The following is a 17,525-nucleotide window of genomic DNA, read 5'->3' on the forward strand; positions in this document are numbered from 1 at the left end:
TCTGGTCCGGGCTCGCCGATATGGTATGCCAGGGACCTCGGAAGCCCCCCGAAGCTGCTCCCATCCCACGGACCCCCCCGATGACCGCCACGCCCGCGACCCTTGCCCCGTCCGATCCCGCGCCTCTGCCCCGGCCCCGCCCCGGGCCGGCGGCGATGCTCTACCGCTCCGGCGAGGGCTTGGCCGAGACCCACCTGATCGCCTTCGCCGCCGCGTTGCGGGCGCGCGGTGTCCGCGTCGGCGGGCTGGCGCAGCGCACCGACCGCGATGCCGCCGGGCGCAAGGTGCGCATGGATGTCATCGACGTGGCCGCCGGGGCCCCGCACGACATCCTGCAGAAGCTGGGCGCGGCCTCGACCGCCTGCGCCATCGACACCCAGGCGCTGGCGGAGGCCAGCACCGTTCTGCGCGCGGCCCTGGACCGGGGCGTGGATCTGCTGGTGGCCTCCCGCTTCTCGCACCTGGAAGCGGAGGGGCAGGGGTTGGCCCAGGAGATGTTCACGGCCATGGCGGCGGGCGTGCCGGTGCTGACCTTGGTGCCGGAGTCCCGGGCGCTGGACTGGCTGACCGCCACGGCGCCCGTCGGCCGGCTGCTGGCCCCCACCCCGGAGGCCTGCTGGCGCTGGTGGGGGCCGCACGGCCTGTACGATGAGCTTCTGAATACGGTCCCGCCGGAGGTCCCGGCGCGGCGCGTGGTCGTGGGCCTCAACTGGACGATGGTCGAGGGACCCGACGGCGTCGGGCTGGCGCAGACGCCGACGCGAGACGGCGCCGGCTGCCGGCCGCCCCCGGGGGCGGGGTCCCTGGCCGGGCGGCCGCTGCGGGAGCTGGCCGGATTCGCGCGTGGACTCGATCCCATGGCGCGCGCCATTGGCGCCGCCGCCCTCAACGCGGCCATCAACCGGGTCGACCGCACGGGCGAGGCCGCCAACGGCCTCGATCTGTTCGCCGAGGGCGCCGCCACGGCCGAGTCCCCGGTGATGGTCGGGGCCTTCCCGAACGTGCGCGAGCGCGTGCCGCACGTCCGCGTCATCGAGCGCGCGCCCGGCCCCGACCGCTTCCCCGAGCACGCCGCCGCATCGCTGATCCCGGCGGCCGACGCCGTGCTGCTGACCGCCTCGACCTTCGGCAACGGCACCCTTCCGGGACTGCTGGCGCAGACCCGTCCGGGGGCGGAGGTGATGATGGTCGGCCCCGGAACCCCGCTGTCGCCACTGCTGTTCGACCACGGCCTGACCGCGCTGGCCGGGCTGGTGGCCACCGATCCCGACGGGCTGGCCCGCGCGGTGGCGGAGGGCTGCGGCGCCCGCGCCCTGCGGCGGTTCGGGCGTGATGTGGTGCTGCGGCGGGCAAGCGATCCGTGATGCCGTCTCCCCTGGTCGATGCGGATCCGGATCGCTATGTTCCGGTCACAAAACACAAACAAACACATCGACACAGGGACATGTCCGGGATGATCGACCCCTTCGGCCGCCACATCACCTATCTGCGCGTCTCCGTCACCGACCGCTGCGATCTGCGCTGTCAGTACTGCATGGCCGAGGAAATGACCTTCCTGCCCAAGCGCGACCTGCTGACGCTGGAGGAACTGGACCGCGTCTGCCGCGCGTTCGTGGCCAAGGGGGTGCGCAAGCTGCGCATCACCGGCGGCGAACCTTTGGTGCGCAAGGACATCATGGTGCTGTTTCGCGGCCTAGGCGGTCTGCTCGACGGCGGCGGCCTGGACGAGCTGACCCTGACCACCAACGCCACCCAGTTGGCCCGCTTCGCGCCCGAACTGGCGGCCTGCGGGGTGCGGCGCCTCAACATCTCCCTGGACACCCTGGACCCCGAACGCTTCCGGCACATCACCCGGCGCGGCGACTTCGACCGCGTGATGGAGGGCATCGCCGCCGCCCGCGCCGCCGGGCTGGACATCAAGATCAACACCGTGGCCCTGCGCGGGATCAACGACGACGAGTTGAGCCGGCTGGTCGGCTGGTGCGGCGAGCGCGGCCTCGACCTGTGTTTCATCGAGACCATGCCCATGGGCGACATCGGCGCCGGCCGCGTGGACCACTACCTGCCGCTGTCCGTGGTGCGCGAGCGCCTGGGCGAGACCTGGACCCTGAGCGACAGCGCCCACCGCACCGGGGGCCCGGCGCGCTATGTCGAGGTGGCCGAGACCGGCCGGCGCATCGGCTTCATCACGCCGCTCACGCACAATTTCTGCGAGGGCTGCAACCGGGTGCGTCTGACCTGCACGGGCACACTCTTCCTGTGCCTGGGCCAGGAGGACGCCGCCGACCTGCGCGCGCCGCTCCGCGCCCACCCGGACGACGACGGCCCGCTGCTGGACGCCATCGACGCCGCCATCGCCCGCAAGCCCAAGGGCCACGACTTCGCCCTCGACCACGACAACCGCCCCGCCGTTGCCCGGCATATGAGTGTGACGGGGGGATAGGGGCCGGCCGGGCAGGGGGATTGCGCGATGCGATTTAAACGAGCCTGCAACCGCTATGCCCTCTTTTCGTCAAACGCACGCCCGCCACGAGGTCCCGACCCCTTCCGGCCTGTCATCAGCCTGGGGCCGCGCGCGCCTGCGTCCAAATCGTCCGGAACGGGCCGTCAGGAGGTCCGCCCCCCCGCCGGCAGCGTCACCGCAATCCGGAACGATATGTCCGGGCGCCAGCCCTCCCGCACCCGCAGGACCGTCGCGACGAGCGTGTGGCCGTCGTCCATCAGCGCGGTGAACGGCGGATTATCGGCCCGGGGGACGTACCCCAGTTTCTCGCCCCGCGCGGTGAAGACCTCGATGGCCAGCGCGTCAAACCGATTGTCGGGCTCCCGCCGCAGGGTCAGGCGATCACCCGGCCGCAGAGTCGGCGCCACCATCTCGGCCTCGTAGTAGGCGGTGCCGGCGACGAAGGTCTCCATGAGGGTGAGCGGACGCGCCGAGGCCGGACGAGGCCGTCTCGGCAGCAACACCGCGAGATCACGGGGGTTCGGGCAGGATAGCCCGAGGGCGACCCAGCCGAACAGGCGGCGACGTGACAGGCGCGGACGCATGGGATCCTCCGGCGAAGCACAGGAGACAATGGCCATCCTGCCCCCTCCGGGTGACGAATTCGGGCACCCGTGAGACACCACCCTTCCTCTCCCTCTCCACCGCGCCTATAGTCCGCGCCGTGACCCAGCCCGCCCGGAGGCAGAGACCAGGCGGCCCGAACGCTCGAAGGCAAGGACCAGGCAACCATGACCCAGGCATCCGTTTCGTCCGCTCCCGCTCCCACGTCCTCCAACGACCGCATCGGCGTCATGATCTGCGGCCATGGCAGCCGCGACGACGCAGCGGTCGAGGAGTTCAACCGCCTCGCCGTTCATCTGCGCGAGCGCCTGCCGGACTTCATGGTGGAAAGCGGATTCCTGGAGTTCGCCCGGCCCATCATTCGCACCGGCCTGGACACGCTGAAGGCCGCCGGGGTGTCCCGCATCCTGGCGGTGCCGGGCATGCTGTTCGCCGCCGGTCACGTCAAGAACGACCTGCCGTGGGAGATCAACAGCTTCGCCGCCGAGAACCCGGATCTGCGGGTCGAATTCGGCCGCGAGCTGGGCATCGACCCCAAGCTTCTGAAGGCCGCCCGCGCCCGCATCGAGGAGGCCGAGGCCGCCGCCTCCACCCCGGTCGAGCGCAAGGACACGCTGTTGATGGCGGTCGGGCGCGGCACCAACGACTCCGACGCCAATTCCAACATCAGCAAGGTCGCCCGCATGCTGTGGGAGGGCATGGGCTTCGGCTGGGCGGAGGTGTCGTATTCCGGCGTCACAAGCCCGCTGGTGGACGCCGGATTGTCACACGCGGCGAAGCTGGGCTATCGGCGCATCATCGTGTTCCCCTATTTCCTGTTCACCGGGATCCTGGTTCGGCGCATCTACGACTGGGCCGACGCGGCCGCCGCCGCCCACCCGGAGATCGAAATCCTCAAGGCGCCCTACCTGAGCGACCACCCGCTGGTCATCGACAGCTTCGTCGAGCGGGTCACCGACATTCTGGCCGGCAACACGGCGATGAACTGCCAGCTCTGCAAGTACCGCGAGCAGGTGATCGGCTTCGAGGGCGATGTCGGCGCCGTCCAGGCCGGCCACCATCACCATGTGCGCGGCGCCGGCACCGACGGTGACCATGGCCACCATCACCATGGCCACGGTCATCATCACCATCATCACTGAGGGCGGAACCCCGGCGCGGAGCTATTCCGTATGCTCGAACGAGGGATCGGGCACCGGCTCGCGCATGGTCACGAACTCCTCGGCCGCCGTCGGGTGAATGCCCACGGTGGCGTCGAAGTGCGCCTTGGTCGCCCCGGCCTTGATGGCGATGCCGAGGCCCTGGATGATCTCCGGCGCATCGGCGCCGACCATGTGGGCGCCGAGCACGCGGTCGGTCCCGCGCGAGACGATCAGCTTCATCATGGTGCGCTCGTCGCGGCCCGACAGCGTCACCTTCATCGGCCGGAAGCGGGAGATGTAGACGTCTACGGGCTCCTTGTCGCGCGCCTGGCCCTCCGTCAGGCCGACGGTGCCGATTGGCGGCTGGCTGAACACGGCCGACGGAATGGCGCCGTAATCCACCGGCGTCGGGGTGCCGCCGAACACCGAGGCAGCAAAGGCCATGCCCTCCTTGATGGCCACCGGGGTCAGGTTGACGCGGTCGGTGACGTCGCCGATGGCGGAGATCGACTCCACCGACGTCCGGCTGTACGGGTCCACGACGACGGCGCCGCCCGGCGCGGTCTCGACGCCCACCTCTTCGAGGCCCAGGTTCGCCGTGTTGGGCGCGCGCCCTGTGGCGTACATCACCGCGTCGGCCTCCATCTCCTCATCGCAGTCGCTGAGCAGGGACAGGGAGCCGTCGGGGCGCTTCTCGATGGAGCGGATCTGGCATTCGCGGCGGATGCGGATGCCCTTCTTCTCCATTTCGGTGGCCAGGGTGGCGCGCACGTCCTCGTCAAAGCCGCGCAGGATCTGGCCGGCGCGGATCACCTCGGTCACCCGCGAGCCCAGCGCGTTGAAGATGCCGGCGAACTCCACGGCGATGTAACCGCCGCCGACCACGACGATGCGATCCGGCCGGGCCGGCAGGTCCAGCGCCTCGTTGGAGGTGATGGCGTGCTCGATGCCCGGAATGTCGGGCAGGGTGGGCCAGCCGCCGACGGCGATGAGGATGTGGCCGGCGGTGACCGTCTTGCCGTCCACCTCCACCGTGTGCGGATCGACGATACGCCCCCGGCCCTCCAGCAGGGTCACCCCGGCGTCCCGCAGCAGGCGGTGATAGACGCTCTCCAGGCGTTCCAGTTCGGTGTTCTTGTTGGCGATCAGGGCGGACCAGTCGTGCCGGGCGCCGTCGATGGTCCAGCCGTAACCGGTGGCGTCCTCCAACTCCTCGGAGACATGGGCGCCGTAGATCAGCAGCTTCTTGGGTACGCAGCCGCGCATGACGCAGGTGCCGCCGACGCGGGTCGATTCGACGATGGCCACGCGGGCGCCGTACTGGCTGGCGGCGACGCGGCTGGCGCGCACGCCGCCCGAGCCGGCGCCCAGGGTGATGAGGTCGTAGTCATAGGTCGCCATGCGTCCGGCCTTTCCTGTCGCGGAAACTCTGGTGCCGGATCTGGCGCAAACGGGCCGTGATGGCAAGCCCGGGCGGGATGGATTGGCAATTCTCGGGGTGGACGCGGACCACCGGTCGCGGCCGGTGCCGGCCTGTTCCCCTCCCCCCTTCGGCTATCGTATTCACACAAGTCCCAACGGCTGCGAGCCTCGAACCGCCTGTCTGGCGCACAAGATCAGTGGGATGAACTGATTCCGGACGGGGATTGAGCCCCCGTCCGACCATGAGCGACCCCGACGCGTCCGGCCCGGTGGATGATACGAAAACCGCTTGATTGGTTCGCGGTCTTCGACCGTCATTCCGTAGGTTGGGGTGAGGTGCCACGCACCGAACCCCAACGTTTCGGCCCCCAGAACCGAATGGCGTTGGGGTTCGCTGCGCTCACCCCAACCTACGCATTTGCGAACGGATCAAACGGGCTTCGTACTACTCCGCCGGTTCGAGGGTTTTGCCGCTTTCGACCTCGGCCTTCAGGGCCTCGATCTCGGCCTTGTGGGCCTTTTCCAGCCGCTCCAGGTCCTGCCCGGCCAGGGCCCGCAGCAGGCGCCAGTAGCGGCGGCGCTCCTCGACCAGGGCGATGATCGGCGCCGAAATCGGCAGCCGCACCAGCGCCTCGCCCTTGACTGCCCAGACGAACGGAATCACGCCCGCGCGCTCGGCCTCCGGCAGGTCGATGTACTCGTGCACCGGCACGCCGGCGACGTCGGCGGCCAGCGGCTTGCCGACAAGCTGGCGGCGGAAACGCCCCTCGATCAGCGCGAAGTCGGCCGGGGTCAGCGGCACTTCCATCTTCTGGGTCTGGCCCGCGTCGTCGGTGTACACCAGTTCGTGCGTGGTCCAGTCCTTGTCCACGTCCGGGTTGCCGATCAGCGACAGGCGCTCGGCCATGCTGTCGCCGGCCTCCGGATCGTGGATGAACACCGGGCAGATGCGGCTGCGCACCGCAACCTTGGCGTGCTCGCCGGCCATGTCGTCGCCCAGGCCCTGCTCGCCCTGACACGGCGTGTAGATGTCGATCAGCGCCGGGGACGAGGTGTGGGCCAGCGCCGCCAGCGTGCCCTTCAGGAAATGGGCCTGCATGCCGACGGCGGTCTGCACAACCATGACGCGAGGGTGCATCATGGCGATGAGACCGAGTTCCTTCCGGCCGTCGGCCTTGCCGGCGTGGGCCGCGCCGACGCGGGCGAGGTCGGAATCCTGCGCCGTCAGGCTGGCCGTGGAGGCCTGCCCGCCGGTGTTGGAATAGGCGCCGGTGTTCAGCACCACCATCTTGACCGGGGTCCCGGTGGCCAGGATGCGCGACAGCGCCCCGAAGCCGATGTCATAGGTGGCGCCGTCGCCGCCCATGCTGATGACGGTCGGCATCTGCGCCCGCTCCGCCGGGGTGAAGTCATCCCAGGAGAAGTGGGTGAACATCGTGCCGTGCTTGGCGGGGTCGTAGGCGTCGGCCAGTTCCATCTCGGCCAGCCGCATGGCCTTGAACTCGGCCGCCGCGTCGGCGGCCACACCCTCGAACAGGCCCTTGGCCACCGCCGGGGTGTCCTGGAACAGGCTGTTGACCCACGGATCCTTGTACTGGGTGAAGGGGAACGTGGACGAGTACACGCTGGAACAACCGGTGGCGTTGGCCACGATGTTGGCCGCCGGGCCGGACCCGGTGGGGCCGCTTTCCAAACGGAACAGGTAAGCCTCCAGGGTCTCGATCAGACCCTCGACGCGGGCGCGCCGCTCGCTCTCGCCGGCCGGCAGCGCCGCCAGCTTGTCGGTCAGGTCCGCCAGCCGGCGCTCGATCTCGGCCATCTGGGCTTCGCGCGCCTTCTGGAATTTGGCGTGGCTGGCGGCGACGAACAGACGCACCGCCGTGGCCTCGCCGCAACCGCGGCAGGCACCGTGACCGCCGGTGGTGGAGTAGTAGGTGTCGTGGTCCAGGATCATACGCTTGGCCTGCCCGCCGGACACGTTCTCGGTGAACCGCGTCGGAGTGTTGGGCTGACGGGTCATGATCTCGAAGCGGTCGCGCAGGGTCTCCAGCACCTCGTCATCCTGCTCGCGCTTGGTGATGGCGCCGGGGGCGCAGACGGTGACGCACTCCATGCAGCCGCTGCACTTCCACGGATCGATGGCGATGGAGAACAGGGCGCCGGTGCCGGGCTCCTTGCGCTCCGGCTGGGTATAGAACGGCGCCGTGCGGGCCACCGGGAAGCCGGCCAGGATGCCCGTGACCTGCTGGATCTCGGCGGACAGGGCGGCGCCGGCCGCCTCGGTGGCGGACTCGGCGAACGCCTCGTGGAACGGCTTGGGTGCCTTACCGACCGCCTTGAAGGCGGCGTGAACGCCGGCGGTGATGGCCTCGGCGTGGGCCTCCAGGGCGGCGCGCGCCTCGGCCGAGTCGAGTTCACTGATCCCCCAGCGCACCAGATCGCCGACCTCGTGCAGGGTCGCCGGCATGGCGGCGTCCGGGCAGATCAGCGAGCATTCCAGGCAGCCGGTGCACTTGTCGAAGTCGATGGCCGGCACCTGACGGCGGAACAGGCCCTTGTCCTTCATGGCGCCGCTGCCCGGCGGCATGAACAGGCCGGCGCCGGGCATGACGGGCGCCTCGCCAATGGTCCCGTCGCGGAAGGCGCGACCGATCATGTCGTCGAAGTAGCCGGGATCGAACATCGCCGTGGGCGCGCAGGACGCGCCCAGGCCGCACGGCGAGGCCGAGATTTCCACCCCGCGCGTGGCGGCGGCGACGTTGGCGCGCTCGGCATCGACGAAGGCGGGCTCGTCATAGGGCACGGCGACCGTGCTGGTCATGCCGTCGCGGATGACGGCCATGTTGCCCTCGACCACGGCCTCGCCCTTGGAGCCGAACTTCTTGGTGATCTGCTGGCGGACGCGTTCCAGCAGGCTGGCCTCATCGCCGCCGGCCTTGGCCCGTTCCTCGTGGCCGCACAGGGCGCCGATGAAGGCGATGCCCATCATGCGGGTCTCGAACTCGGCCGACGGCGCGTGACGGCGGGCCACGGCGAAGGCATCGATCACGTAGAAGTTGATCTTCTTGTCGCGGATGTCGCGTCGTGCGACGGCCGGCAGTTCGCGCCACACCTCCAGCGGGGAGCGGTTGGACTGCACCACGAAGGTGCCGCCCGGCGTCAGCCCGCGCAGCGGGTTGGAGTGCGCGAAGACCTTATGGTCCGGCGACAGCACGATCTCAACGTCCTCGATCTCGGCGTTGGTGATCTTCACCGGGTCGGGGCTGAGGGTGATGTAGTAGTTGGTGGGGGCCCCGCTCTTTTCCGAGCCGTACTTGGGCGCCGCCTTGGAGTACAGACCCAGCACGCCGGAGAGCACGTCTGTCAGCAGCTTGCCGGTGGCCACGGTGCCGTAGCCGCCCACCGAGTGGAAGCGGATGCGGAAGGCGCCGTCCGGCAGCAGGTGCGGGTTGGCGCCGGTCTTCAGCGCCATCAGCTCGGTTTCCGGATAGGCGGCCTTGAGCTTGGCCTGCGCCTCCGCCAACCGCTCCGGCGGATCGGCGTAGAAGAACTGCGAGCCCAGGTAGACCAGCGGCGACGGGCTGCCGGCATCCATGGCATCGAACGCGGCCACCAGATGGCGCGGCTGCAAATCATGCCCGCCCAGGCCGAAGATGGCGGTGGTCAGGCGCGGCGTCTCGGTCATCGCCCGGATGCCCGGGTAGCGCTCTCCGGCCGCGTTCTCGCGCGCCTTGTTCAGCGCCCGGCTCACCAAACCGGTCAGCGCCGTGATGTCGGAGCGCTCCAGCACCGTCATGGCCGTCTTGCCGGCCACGGCGTCGATGAACTCGGCCTCCGGGAACGGCTGCAACAGCTTGATGGAGACGGAGCCGACCTTGCGGCCCTGCTTGCGCAGGTGATCGACCACCGCCTCGACGTCCTGGGTGACGGAACCCAGGCCGATCAGCACGGTTTCGGCGTCCTCGCATTGATAGGTCATGACGGGCGCGTACTGGTGCCCGGTCATCTCGTTGTAGGCGGCCATGGCGGCGCGGGCCAGACGCGGCACCTCGGAGGCGAAGTGGGTGAAGTGGTCGGCGGCGCCGGCCTGGAAGTCCGGCTGGTTCTGCACCGGTCCGGTCAGGCCCGGGTTGTTGACGTCCACCAGGGCGGGAACGCGCTGGCGCGTGCCCTTCTCCCAGGCGTTCAGCCACAGACGGCGCCAGCGCGCTTGCAGGCCGGCCGGGATGTGGGCCAGCGTCTGGCCGATCAGGGCGCCTTCGCTGTCGGTTTCGATGGCGTCCTCGTTGTTGGTGAGGAAGAGGGTCAGGGCGGCCACCGCCGCCTCACCCAACGTTTCCTCATGCCGCTCGACCCAGCCACGCAGCTGATGCACGCGGCCCTTGGCGCCCAGCAGCAGGGCCTGGGCCACGGTCGGCGCCGGCATGCGCCCGGCCGGATCCCCCAGATACTCCTTCAAGAGCTCCGGCGCCGGCAGCACGGTCTCGCTCATCATGTGGCTGGTGGCGAAGCCGTCCATGGCGTTGGCCACCGGGATGAGCGAATCGGCGGCGATCTTGTAGGAGATGGCGGCGAGGTCGGCGGCCTCCTGCGGGGTGGAGCCGAACAGGATGGTGTAGCCCGACGGCAACAGGGCATAGACGTCGTCATGCCCGGCCATGACGTTCAGCGAATGGCGCGAGACCACGCGCGCGGCGATGTGCAGCACGAAGCCGCCCACCTTCTTGCCGACGGTGACGAAGTGCGATTCCAGGCCGTACAGAATGCCCTGGCTGGACGAGGCGTTGGAGATGTACTTGCCGCCGGTCAGCGACGCGCCGAGCGCGCCCGACTGGGCCGAGTGTTCGCCCTCGGGCTCGAAGAAGAAGGGATGGTGGCCCCACACGTTGCAGCCGCCCTTGGCCCGGAAATCCTCGTAGATCTCCGAAATCTCGGTGGAGGGCGTGATGGGGTAGCCGATAACGCCGCCACAGACATGCGACATCACGTGAGCAACGGCGCCGTTGCCGTTCATGACCGTGGAAATCCCTTCAAACGTCGTGCTCATCCGATCCATCCCGTCTTTCATCATCCAGGATTCAGGGCGCGGTCTTTGGCCCTGCCTGAACGCTCCGTGGTGTGAGTCCGGCGGCCCTATCGCATGGCCGCACCCGAACGCCGGACGATTCGGACCGCTGTTTGGCGCGGCCGAATCGTCCGGGGCGCCCGGTTCATTCGGTGGCCGAAACGAGTGTACACTGAGCCGGCCGCCTCTCGCATGCGCAAAGTGCATGCTGCGATGCGAAAGGAACGCACACCATTAATATATTTGACGCAAGAATCCTACGGTCGATTCGTCCGACTGTGGGATGATATGGTACCGTTCGAACGTATCCTTTTGTGCGGCGCACCCTATACGAAAGGCGGTGGCGCAGACGACTCCACCGAACCCCGGCGGACCACCCCCAACAAAACAATCATGGTCCAGGCCCTCCGCGAGGCTGGCACCGCCGCCGCCAAACCTCTACGGTCCCGCCGCAATCTCGCCCCGTCGCCCAATCTCGGTTCACCGCATGGACGTTGCTTTCATTTTCACCGGACTGGATCCCATCACCCGGGGCATCCTCGTGCTCTGTCTGGTCGCCGTGACCGGTCTGCTGATCGGCCGGCTGAAGGCCGGCACGGTTTCGCTGGGCATCGGCGGGGTGCTGTTCGCGGGCATCTTCTGGGGCCATTTCGGTCTGCACGTGGACCCCGAGGTCGGCCATTTCCTGCGCGAATTCGGCCTGATCCTGTTCGTCTACACCATCGGCATCCAGGTCGGCCCAGGCTTCTTTGCCGCGCTGCGGCGGGCCGGGCTGGCGCTCAACGGCATGGCGGCGGCGCTGGTGGCGCTGTCGGTGCTGGTGGCGGCCGGGCTGCATCTGGCGGTCGACCTGCCGGTGCCGGTGATGCTGGGCCTGATGTCGGGCGCCACCACCAACACGCCGTCGCTGGGCGCGGGCACGCAGATGCTGACCAGCGTCGGCGCCGGCCCGGACGCCCTGGCGCTGCCCGGCCTGGGCTACGCCGTCGCTTACCCCTTCGGGATCGTCGGCATTCTGATGACGATGGTGGTGGTGCGGGCGGTGCTGCGCATCAAGGTCGATCGCGAGCAGGAGGCTTTCGAGACCGAACGCGCCGCCGAGCGCCAGAGCCTGGAGACCGTCACCGTCGAGATCAACAATCCCAACCTGGACGGCGTGCCGCTCAAGGACCTGCCCGGTTTGCAGGCGTTGGGCATCGTCGTCAGCCGCCTGATGCGGGACGGCGCCGTCGAGGTGGCGCACGGCGAGACGCCGGTGAAGGTCAACGACGTGCTGCTGCTGGTGGGACGGCCGGATCACCTGCGCGACATGGTGCGGATCATCGGCCACCAGGTCGAAACCGACCTGAAGACGGTGCCGTCGGAGGTCAAGTGGCGGCGTCTGGTCGTCACCCACTCGGCCGTGCTGGGCAAGACCATCGGCGATCTGGACGTGCTGCACCGCTACGACGCGGTTATCAGCCGGGTGACCCGCGCCGGCATCGAGCTGACGCCGAGCGCCAAGCTGCGGCTGCAGTTCGGTGACATCTGCACGGTCATCGGCCACCCGAGCAACCTGGACACGGTCGCCAAGGTCCTGGGCGACCGCGAACAGGCGCTGGCACAGGCGCAGATCCTGCCGATCTTCCTGGGCATCGCGTTGGGGGTGGTGCTGGGGTCGATCCCGCTGATGGTGCCCGGCATGCCGGCCCCGGTGAAACTGGGGCTGGCCGGCGGGCCGCTGCTGGCGGCCATTCTGCTGGCGCGCCTGGGCCACCTGGGGCCGTTCGTGTGGTTCATGCCGCCCGCCGCCAACCATGCCCTGCGCGAGATCGGCATCGTCCTGTTCCTGGGCATCGTTGGGCTCAAGGCCGGCGAGAGCTTCGTATCCATCCTCACGGACGGCGACGGGCTGTCGTGGCTGCTCTACGGCGCGGTCATCACCGCCGTGCCGCTGCTGATCGTCGGCTTCGTCGCCCGGCTGGCGCTGCGCATGAACTACCTGACGCTGTGCGGTCTGCTGGCCGGCGGCATGACCGATCCGCCGGCCCTGGCCTTCGCCAACGCCATCCGCGCGTCCGAGGCACCGGCGCTGGCCTACGCCACCGTTTACCCGCTGGTGATGGTGCTGCGCATCCTGGCGCCGCAAATCCTGGTGCTGATGTTCTGGGTTTGACACCGATGGTCCGGGTCGGGAGCCGGTGACATCGCGGGCGGGGCCGCCCCGCCGGAGGAGCGCCGCGCCGGCTGCACCGCCTGATACAACGCATGGGGCGTCAGGACCCAGCGGGCGTGCAGGCCGAGCAGGCGCTTGACCACCTCGACACAGGTGAAGGGCGCCCAGGGAGCCTCGCGCCGGGGCGGGCGCCGGGTGACGGTCTCCACCACCGTATGCCCCTGGGCGCGGAACCACGCCGCCAGCGCCGGGCCGTCCACCCCGGGCACCAGATCGACCGTGGCCCGGTGCGACAGCGGGTTAATCACCACCCAATGGCCCGGCCGGGCGAGCGCGATCAGCACATGACGAAAGCCGGGGCGCAGCAAGCGCAGCCACCACGGCCGGGTCCCGTCGGTGAAGATCACCAGGGCCGGGGCCGGCGGCGGGTCGTCGTGGTCACCGGGCAGGATCATGCCACGATCCCCTTCGTACGCAGCGGCATCGTCAGGCGGTCCAGCGCCTCGTCCCACAGGGCGGCGTCGGCCTTCTCCTCGGGCAGGCGGGCGTCCGGCGGAGTCAGGCGGCGGCCATGCCGGTCCAGGACACGCAGGTGACGGCGCTCCAGCACGTTGGCGTGGGCCAGACGGCGCACCGCGCGAACGATGTCGTCGGGATCGCAGGGGCGGGCGGTGGCCAGCGGGTCGGCGGCCAGACGGGCGCCCTCGGCGCGGTTGAGACGGGCGCGCTGGAACCAGAACCACGCTTCCTCGGCCGAATCGAAAGGCCGGGTGGCGCGTTGGCTCAAGGGCCGGGGCACATGACGGGCGCGGCGTTCGGCGGGCATGGGCGTCTCCGGGCGGGATGGGGAAGACACCCGACGATGCCGGGGGAAGAGTGCGCTGGCAAACTTCCGACGTCCCTCATCCGGACCCGCTGAGAACGAACACTCCCGGCAACGACGCCGCGTGGCCGAAGGTCATGACGGCCCGTCGAGGAAAGCCCGGACCCGGGCGGCGGCGCCATGCTCGAACAGGTCGACATGGCCGCCCTCGGGGAACAGGGCGAGGTCCACGCGCGGCACGCCCGCGTCCCGCGCGGTCTCGACCAGCGCGGCGGCCATCTCCGGCGGCACCAGATCGTCCCGGGCGCCGTGCATCACCAGCAGCGGCACCCGCAGGGACCGCACGGCGGCCAGATTGTCGAACGGATGGCGCAACAGCCACCCCGCCGGATAGATGGGGTACTGGTGCAGTGCCATGGCGACCATGGAGGTGAACGCGCCCTCCAGCACCACGGCGGCCGCACCCCGGTCCACCGCCAGCGGCAACGCGGTGCCGGAGCCGATGGACTCGCCGTACAGAACCCGCCGCGCCGGACCGATGCCCTCGCCGTCCAGGAAGTCCAGCGCCGCCTCTCCGTCCTTGCGAAACCCCGCCTGCCCGGGTGATCCGGGGTTGCCGTTGTAGCCCCGATACCCCACCAGCAGCACGCCATAGCCGACGTCGATCAGGTCCCGGGCCTTGTAGGCGCGGCCCGCGACGTTGCCGGCGTTGCCGTGGAAGTACACCACCACCGGAGCATCGTCGTCGGGCGGCGGCGCGTACCAGGAGACGAGATCAAGCCCGTCGGCGGTGGTCAGGGTCAGCGGCGCCATGTCGGGCGCCTCGGTCTCCGCCGGGGGTGGCGGCGGCGGGCCGGGCGCGAACAGAAACTGCTCCTGAAACGCCCACAGATAGGCCCCGCCGGCCAGATAGACGGTCAGAACGGCGCCCAGCAGTCCGGCGATCCAGTGCGGCATGACCGCGTCCCTTTCCGATGCCGGCGCCTACCCGGCGGCCGTGTCGCCGCCCATCGCCTCAATGCGCGCGGCCAGGGCGGCGGCCATAAAGCGGTCGAGGTCGCCGTCCAGAACCCCCTGGGTGTCCGACGTCTCAATGTTGGTCCGCAGGTCCTTGACCATCTGATAGGGTTGCAGGACGTAGGACCGGATCTGGTGGCCCCACCCGATGTCGGTCTTGGAATCAGCGAGCGCCTGGGCCTCGGCCTCGCGGCGCTGCAACTCGGCCTCGTACAGACGGGCGCGCAGCATGTTCCAGGCATGGTGCCGGTTCTGGTGCTGCGAGCGTTCCGACTGGCACTGGACGACGATGCCGGACGGCATATGGGTGATGCGCACGGCGCTGTCGGTGCGGTTGACGTGCTGGCCGCCCGCGCCGGAGGCCCGGTAGGTGTCGATGCGGCAGTCCTTGTCCTGGATGTCGATGTCGATGCTGTCGTCGATCACCGGAAAGACCCAGACGGAGGCGAAGCTGGTGTGGCGCCGCGCCGAACTGTCGAACGGCGAGATGCGCACCAGACGATGCACACCGCTTTCCGTCTTTAGCCAGCCATAGGCGTTGAGCCCCTTGACTTGCAGGGTGCAGGACTTGATGCCGGCTTCCTCGCCCTCACTCTCTTCCACGTAATCGACGCTGTAGCCCTGGCCCTCGGCCCAGCGCACGTACATGCGCTGCATCATCCGCGCCCAGTCCTGGGCCTCGGTGCCGCCGGCGCCGGCGTTGATCTCCAGGTAACAGTCGTTGCCGTCGGCCTCGCCGGAGAGCAGGCTTTCCAGCTCACGGCGGGCGGCCTCGTCGCGCAGGCCGCGCAACTGCTCCTCGCCCTCGGCGATGGAGTCCTCGTCCTCCTCGGCCTCGCCCAGCTCGATCAGCGTACGGGCGTCGTCCATTTTGGCCTCCAGGTCGCGGAAGCCGGCGATGGCGCCATCAAGGCGGGTGCGCTCGCGCATCAGCTTCTGCGCGGCGTCGGGCTTGTCCCACAGGGTGGGGTCCTCGACCAGGGCGTTCAGTTCATCGAGACGGCGGACGGCATTGTCCCAGTCAAAGATGCCTCCTCAGCAGTGCCATCGACTGCTGGATCTGATCGACAAGGGCCTGGGCCTCGGCACGCATGCAAGCGCCTCCCTCTGGCTGGCGGGCGGGTTGGGTCAGGGCGAAGGACCATAGTCGCCCCGGCGCGGGGCGTAAAGGGCGGCGCCGGGCTCCTTCAGGGCAATCGGGTGAATACACCGTTGGCAAAACGCGAGACTTCGTAGGGCGGGTTCGCGCCGAAGGCGCAACCCGCCGCATGGCCGACACGCGGCGGATTGCCCCGCTGCGCGGGGCGAATCCGCCCTACCCAAAAAAGTGGTGGGGCGTACCGCCACAAGGCACACGATCCCCACATCTTCATTGCCACGCCTTGCCCGCCCATCGCGCCGGCCGTGGCTTCAGCGTTTCCCCAGCAGCCGGTCCACCTGCTTCTGGGTCAGGCCCCGGTCGCCCGAGCTGATGGTGTTGTCGGGGGGCGGCGGAGACTCGGGCCTCGGCACCGGACGCGCGTTCAGGCGCAATCCATCGGCGGGACGGGCGCTCAGGCGCGAGAGCAGGCCGCGCACCCGACGCAGGCGCTGGCCGGTCGTGTCCTGGAAGGCGCACGACTCCATGACCGCCTCAATGCGCAGCCGCGTGGCGGCATCGGGGGCGCGCTCCATGAGAAGCTCGGCCAGCCCCAGAATACGCGTCGCCGCGCGCTCCTGCTCGGCCAGGACCGTGTCGATCTGGGCCACGGCGGCCCGCAACGCGGCGTCCACCGCCTCCGGATCGTTCAGGGCCGTCGTGGATCGTCCCGTTCCGCGTGCCATGCCGCGCCTCCGCAGCCTGAACCTGAACCGATCCGCAGCCTACTGCGCCGTCCAGCCGCCGTCCACGGGCAGCACGATCCCGGTGATGTTGTGGGCGATGGGGTGGCACAGCCACGTCACCACGGCGCCCATTTCCGACGTGTCGGAGGTGCGCAGCGACGGTTGTTTCTCCGCCAGCAGGCTGCGCACCCCGGCGGCGCGGTCGCCCCCCTGTTCGGCGGCGCGGGCCTGGATCTGGGGCTCGATGATGGCGGTTTCGGTCCAGCCGGGGGCGATGCAGTTGACCGTCACTCCGCCGCTGTCGCGCGATCCCACGTCGGCGTATTCCAGCGCGGCCACCTTGCTCAGCCCGACCAGCCCGAACTTGGCCGAGACATAGGGCGCCTTGTTCTTGGAGGCCACCAGACCATGCACGGAAGCGATGTTCACCACCCGGCCATAGCCCCGCGCGGCCATGCCCGGCAGGGCGCGGCGCATGGTGTGGAAGGCGGCGGACAGGTTGACGGCCAGAATGGCGTTCCACGTCGCGGCGTCGGCCTCGGCCAGCGAAACGGTCTTCTGGATGCCGGCGTTGTTGACCAGCACATCGGCGCCGCCCCAGCGCTCCACGGCGGTCATCAGGTCGTCGACGGCGGCCTCGTCGGCCAGATCCTGCCTGAAGAAGCAGACCTCGGGCGCGCCGGCGGCGGTCACCGCATCCATGGCCGCCTCGGCGGTGGCGGAGTCGGCCAACCCATGGACCGCGACCCGGGCACCGGCCGCCCCCAGGGCCTTGGCGATGGCCAGCCCGATGCCCTGCACCGATCCGGTGACCAGCGCGGTTTTCCCTTCGAGAAACTGTTCGGTCATGGTGCGTTCTCCCTTCGGGCTCTCTGATCGCGTCTAGCACGACCGGCCCGGCCGCGAAACCACCGCGACCGCCCGCGCGGCCACACTGGACAGACCGGGCGCGGATCCTGTCTTGTGGGGGAAGCGGGCGGAGCGGCCCACCCAACGAAGGCGGACGCGCG

At 69.7% G+C, this 17,525-nt stretch carries 13 protein-coding genes; 4 read left to right on the forward strand and 9 right to left on the reverse strand.

Annotated elements, in window-relative coordinates:
- The first annotated feature begins 80 nt into the window (after positions 1-80).
- A complete protein-coding gene (locus BLS85_RS09150) occupies positions 81-1,364 on the forward strand; it encodes a DUF2478 domain-containing protein (RefSeq protein WP_176793543.1) in 1,284 nt (427 codons plus the stop codon).
- An 89-nt stretch (positions 1,365-1,453) separates the two neighbouring features.
- Positions 1,454-2,443, forward strand: a complete 990-nt coding sequence (moaA, locus tag BLS85_RS09155; RefSeq protein ID WP_218128357.1) for a GTP 3',8-cyclase MoaA — start codon at positions 1,454-1,456, stop codon at positions 2,441-2,443.
- 164 nt (positions 2,444-2,607) lie between these two features.
- Here moaA and BLS85_RS09160 read toward each other — a convergent pair whose 3' ends face one another.
- Positions 2,608-3,084 carry an HIRAN domain-containing protein gene (locus tag BLS85_RS09160; protein ID WP_092785504.1) on the reverse strand — a complete coding sequence of 159 codons (477 nt, stop codon included), beginning with the start codon at positions 3,082-3,084 and terminating at the stop codon, positions 2,608-2,610.
- Positions 3,085-3,234: 150 nt separating this feature from the next.
- Here BLS85_RS09160 and BLS85_RS09165 point away from each other — a divergent pair, with 150 nt between their 5' ends.
- Positions 3,235-4,209 carry a sirohydrochlorin chelatase gene (locus BLS85_RS09165; RefSeq protein WP_245699158.1) on the forward strand — a complete coding sequence of 325 codons (975 nt, stop codon included), beginning with the start codon at positions 3,235-3,237 and terminating at the stop codon, positions 4,207-4,209.
- A gap of 21 nt (positions 4,210-4,230) precedes the next feature.
- Here BLS85_RS09165 and gor read toward each other — a convergent pair whose 3' ends face one another.
- Positions 4,231-5,610: a glutathione-disulfide reductase gene (gene gor / locus BLS85_RS09170; protein WP_092785506.1), complete on the reverse strand. Its 1,380-nt coding sequence runs from the start codon at positions 5,608-5,610 to the stop codon at positions 4,231-4,233.
- A gap of 466 nt (positions 5,611-6,076) precedes the next feature.
- Positions 6,077-10,678: a 2-oxoacid:acceptor oxidoreductase family protein gene (locus BLS85_RS09175; RefSeq protein ID WP_092785508.1), complete on the reverse strand. Its 4,602-nt coding sequence runs from the start codon at positions 10,676-10,678 to the stop codon at positions 6,077-6,079.
- Positions 10,679-11,183: 505 nt separating this feature from the next.
- On the opposite strand from BLS85_RS09175, the gene BLS85_RS09180 reads away from it, so the two are divergent.
- Positions 11,184-12,851 carry a putative transporter gene (locus BLS85_RS09180; RefSeq protein WP_092785510.1) on the forward strand — a complete coding sequence of 556 codons (1,668 nt, stop codon included), beginning with the start codon at positions 11,184-11,186 and terminating at the stop codon, positions 12,849-12,851.
- On the opposite strand, the gene BLS85_RS09185 is transcribed toward BLS85_RS09180, so the two are convergent.
- From BLS85_RS09185 to BLS85_RS09210, 6 genes are all read right to left on the reverse strand, one after another.
- A complete protein-coding gene (locus tag BLS85_RS09185) occupies positions 12,785-13,306 on the reverse strand; it encodes a hypothetical protein (RefSeq protein WP_176793545.1) in 522 nt (173 codons plus the stop codon). The genes BLS85_RS09180 and BLS85_RS09185 overlap by 67 nt on opposite strands.
- On the reverse strand, positions 13,303-13,677 hold the full coding sequence (locus BLS85_RS09190; RefSeq protein ID WP_092785512.1) for a hypothetical protein: 375 nt from the start codon (positions 13,675-13,677) through the stop codon (positions 13,303-13,305). The genes BLS85_RS09185 and BLS85_RS09190 overlap by 4 nt, the downstream gene beginning before the upstream one ends.
- Positions 13,678-13,809: 132 nt before the next feature.
- Complete coding sequence (locus BLS85_RS09195; RefSeq protein ID WP_092785514.1) at positions 13,810-14,631, reverse strand: alpha/beta hydrolase; 822 nt, start codon at positions 14,629-14,631, stop codon at positions 13,810-13,812.
- Between the two features lie 27 nt (positions 14,632-14,658).
- Positions 14,659-15,784 (reverse strand): peptide chain release factor 2 gene (prfB, locus tag BLS85_RS09200; protein WP_143027145.1). Its coding sequence is split into 2 segments (ribosomal slippage): positions 14,659-15,714 and positions 15,716-15,784, totalling 1,125 coding nucleotides; the frame shifts between segments, so codons are not numbered across the junction.
- 317 nt (positions 15,785-16,101) lie between these two features.
- Entirely contained in the window at positions 16,102-16,515 is a 414-nt protein-coding gene (locus BLS85_RS09205; RefSeq protein WP_245699159.1) for a hypothetical protein, read from the reverse strand.
- 39 nt (positions 16,516-16,554) lie between these two features.
- Positions 16,555-17,364, reverse strand: a complete 810-nt coding sequence (locus BLS85_RS09210) for an SDR family NAD(P)-dependent oxidoreductase (protein WP_092785516.1) — start codon at positions 17,362-17,364, stop codon at positions 16,555-16,557.
- Positions 17,365-17,525 lie beyond the last annotated feature (161 nt).

The organism is Rhodospira trueperi, from assembly GCF_900101965.1.
Taxonomy (GTDB): Bacteria; Pseudomonadota; Alphaproteobacteria; order Rhodospirillales; family Rhodospirillaceae; genus Rhodospira; species Rhodospira trueperi.

Bases quoted from the DNA above. Each gene is read 5' to 3' on its own strand.
- BLS85_RS09175 (WP_092785508.1), bottom strand. From the start codon at position 10,678: ATGAGCACGACGTTTGAAGGGATTTCCACGGTCATGAACGGCAACGGC.
- BLS85_RS09160 (WP_092785504.1), bottom strand. From the start codon at position 3,084: ATGGCCATTGTCTCCTGTGCTTCGCCGGAGGATCCCATGCGTCCGCGC.
- BLS85_RS09195 (WP_092785514.1), bottom strand. From the start codon at position 14,631: ATGCCGCACTGGATCGCCGGACTGCTGGGCGCCGTTCTGACCGTCTAT.
- BLS85_RS09205 (WP_245699159.1), bottom strand. From the start codon at position 16,515: ATGGCACGCGGAACGGGACGATCCACGACGGCCCTGAACGATCCGGAG.
- moaA (WP_218128357.1), top strand. From the start codon at position 1,454: ATGATCGACCCCTTCGGCCGCCACATCACCTATCTGCGCGTCTCCGTC.
- BLS85_RS09190 (WP_092785512.1), bottom strand. From the start codon at position 13,677: ATGCCCGCCGAACGCCGCGCCCGTCATGTGCCCCGGCCCTTGAGCCAA.
- BLS85_RS09180 (WP_092785510.1), top strand. From the start codon at position 11,184: ATGGACGTTGCTTTCATTTTCACCGGACTGGATCCCATCACCCGGGGC.
- BLS85_RS09150 (WP_176793543.1), top strand. From the start codon at position 81: ATGACCGCCACGCCCGCGACCCTTGCCCCGTCCGATCCCGCGCCTCTG.
- gor (WP_092785506.1), bottom strand. From the start codon at position 5,610: ATGGCGACCTATGACTACGACCTCATCACCCTGGGCGCCGGCTCGGGC.
- BLS85_RS09185 (WP_176793545.1), bottom strand. From the start codon at position 13,306: ATGATCCTGCCCGGTGACCACGACGACCCGCCGCCGGCCCCGGCCCTG.
- BLS85_RS09165 (WP_245699158.1), top strand. From the start codon at position 3,235: ATGACCCAGGCATCCGTTTCGTCCGCTCCCGCTCCCACGTCCTCCAAC.
- BLS85_RS09210 (WP_092785516.1), bottom strand. From the start codon at position 17,364: ATGACCGAACAGTTTCTCGAAGGGAAAACCGCGCTGGTCACCGGATCG.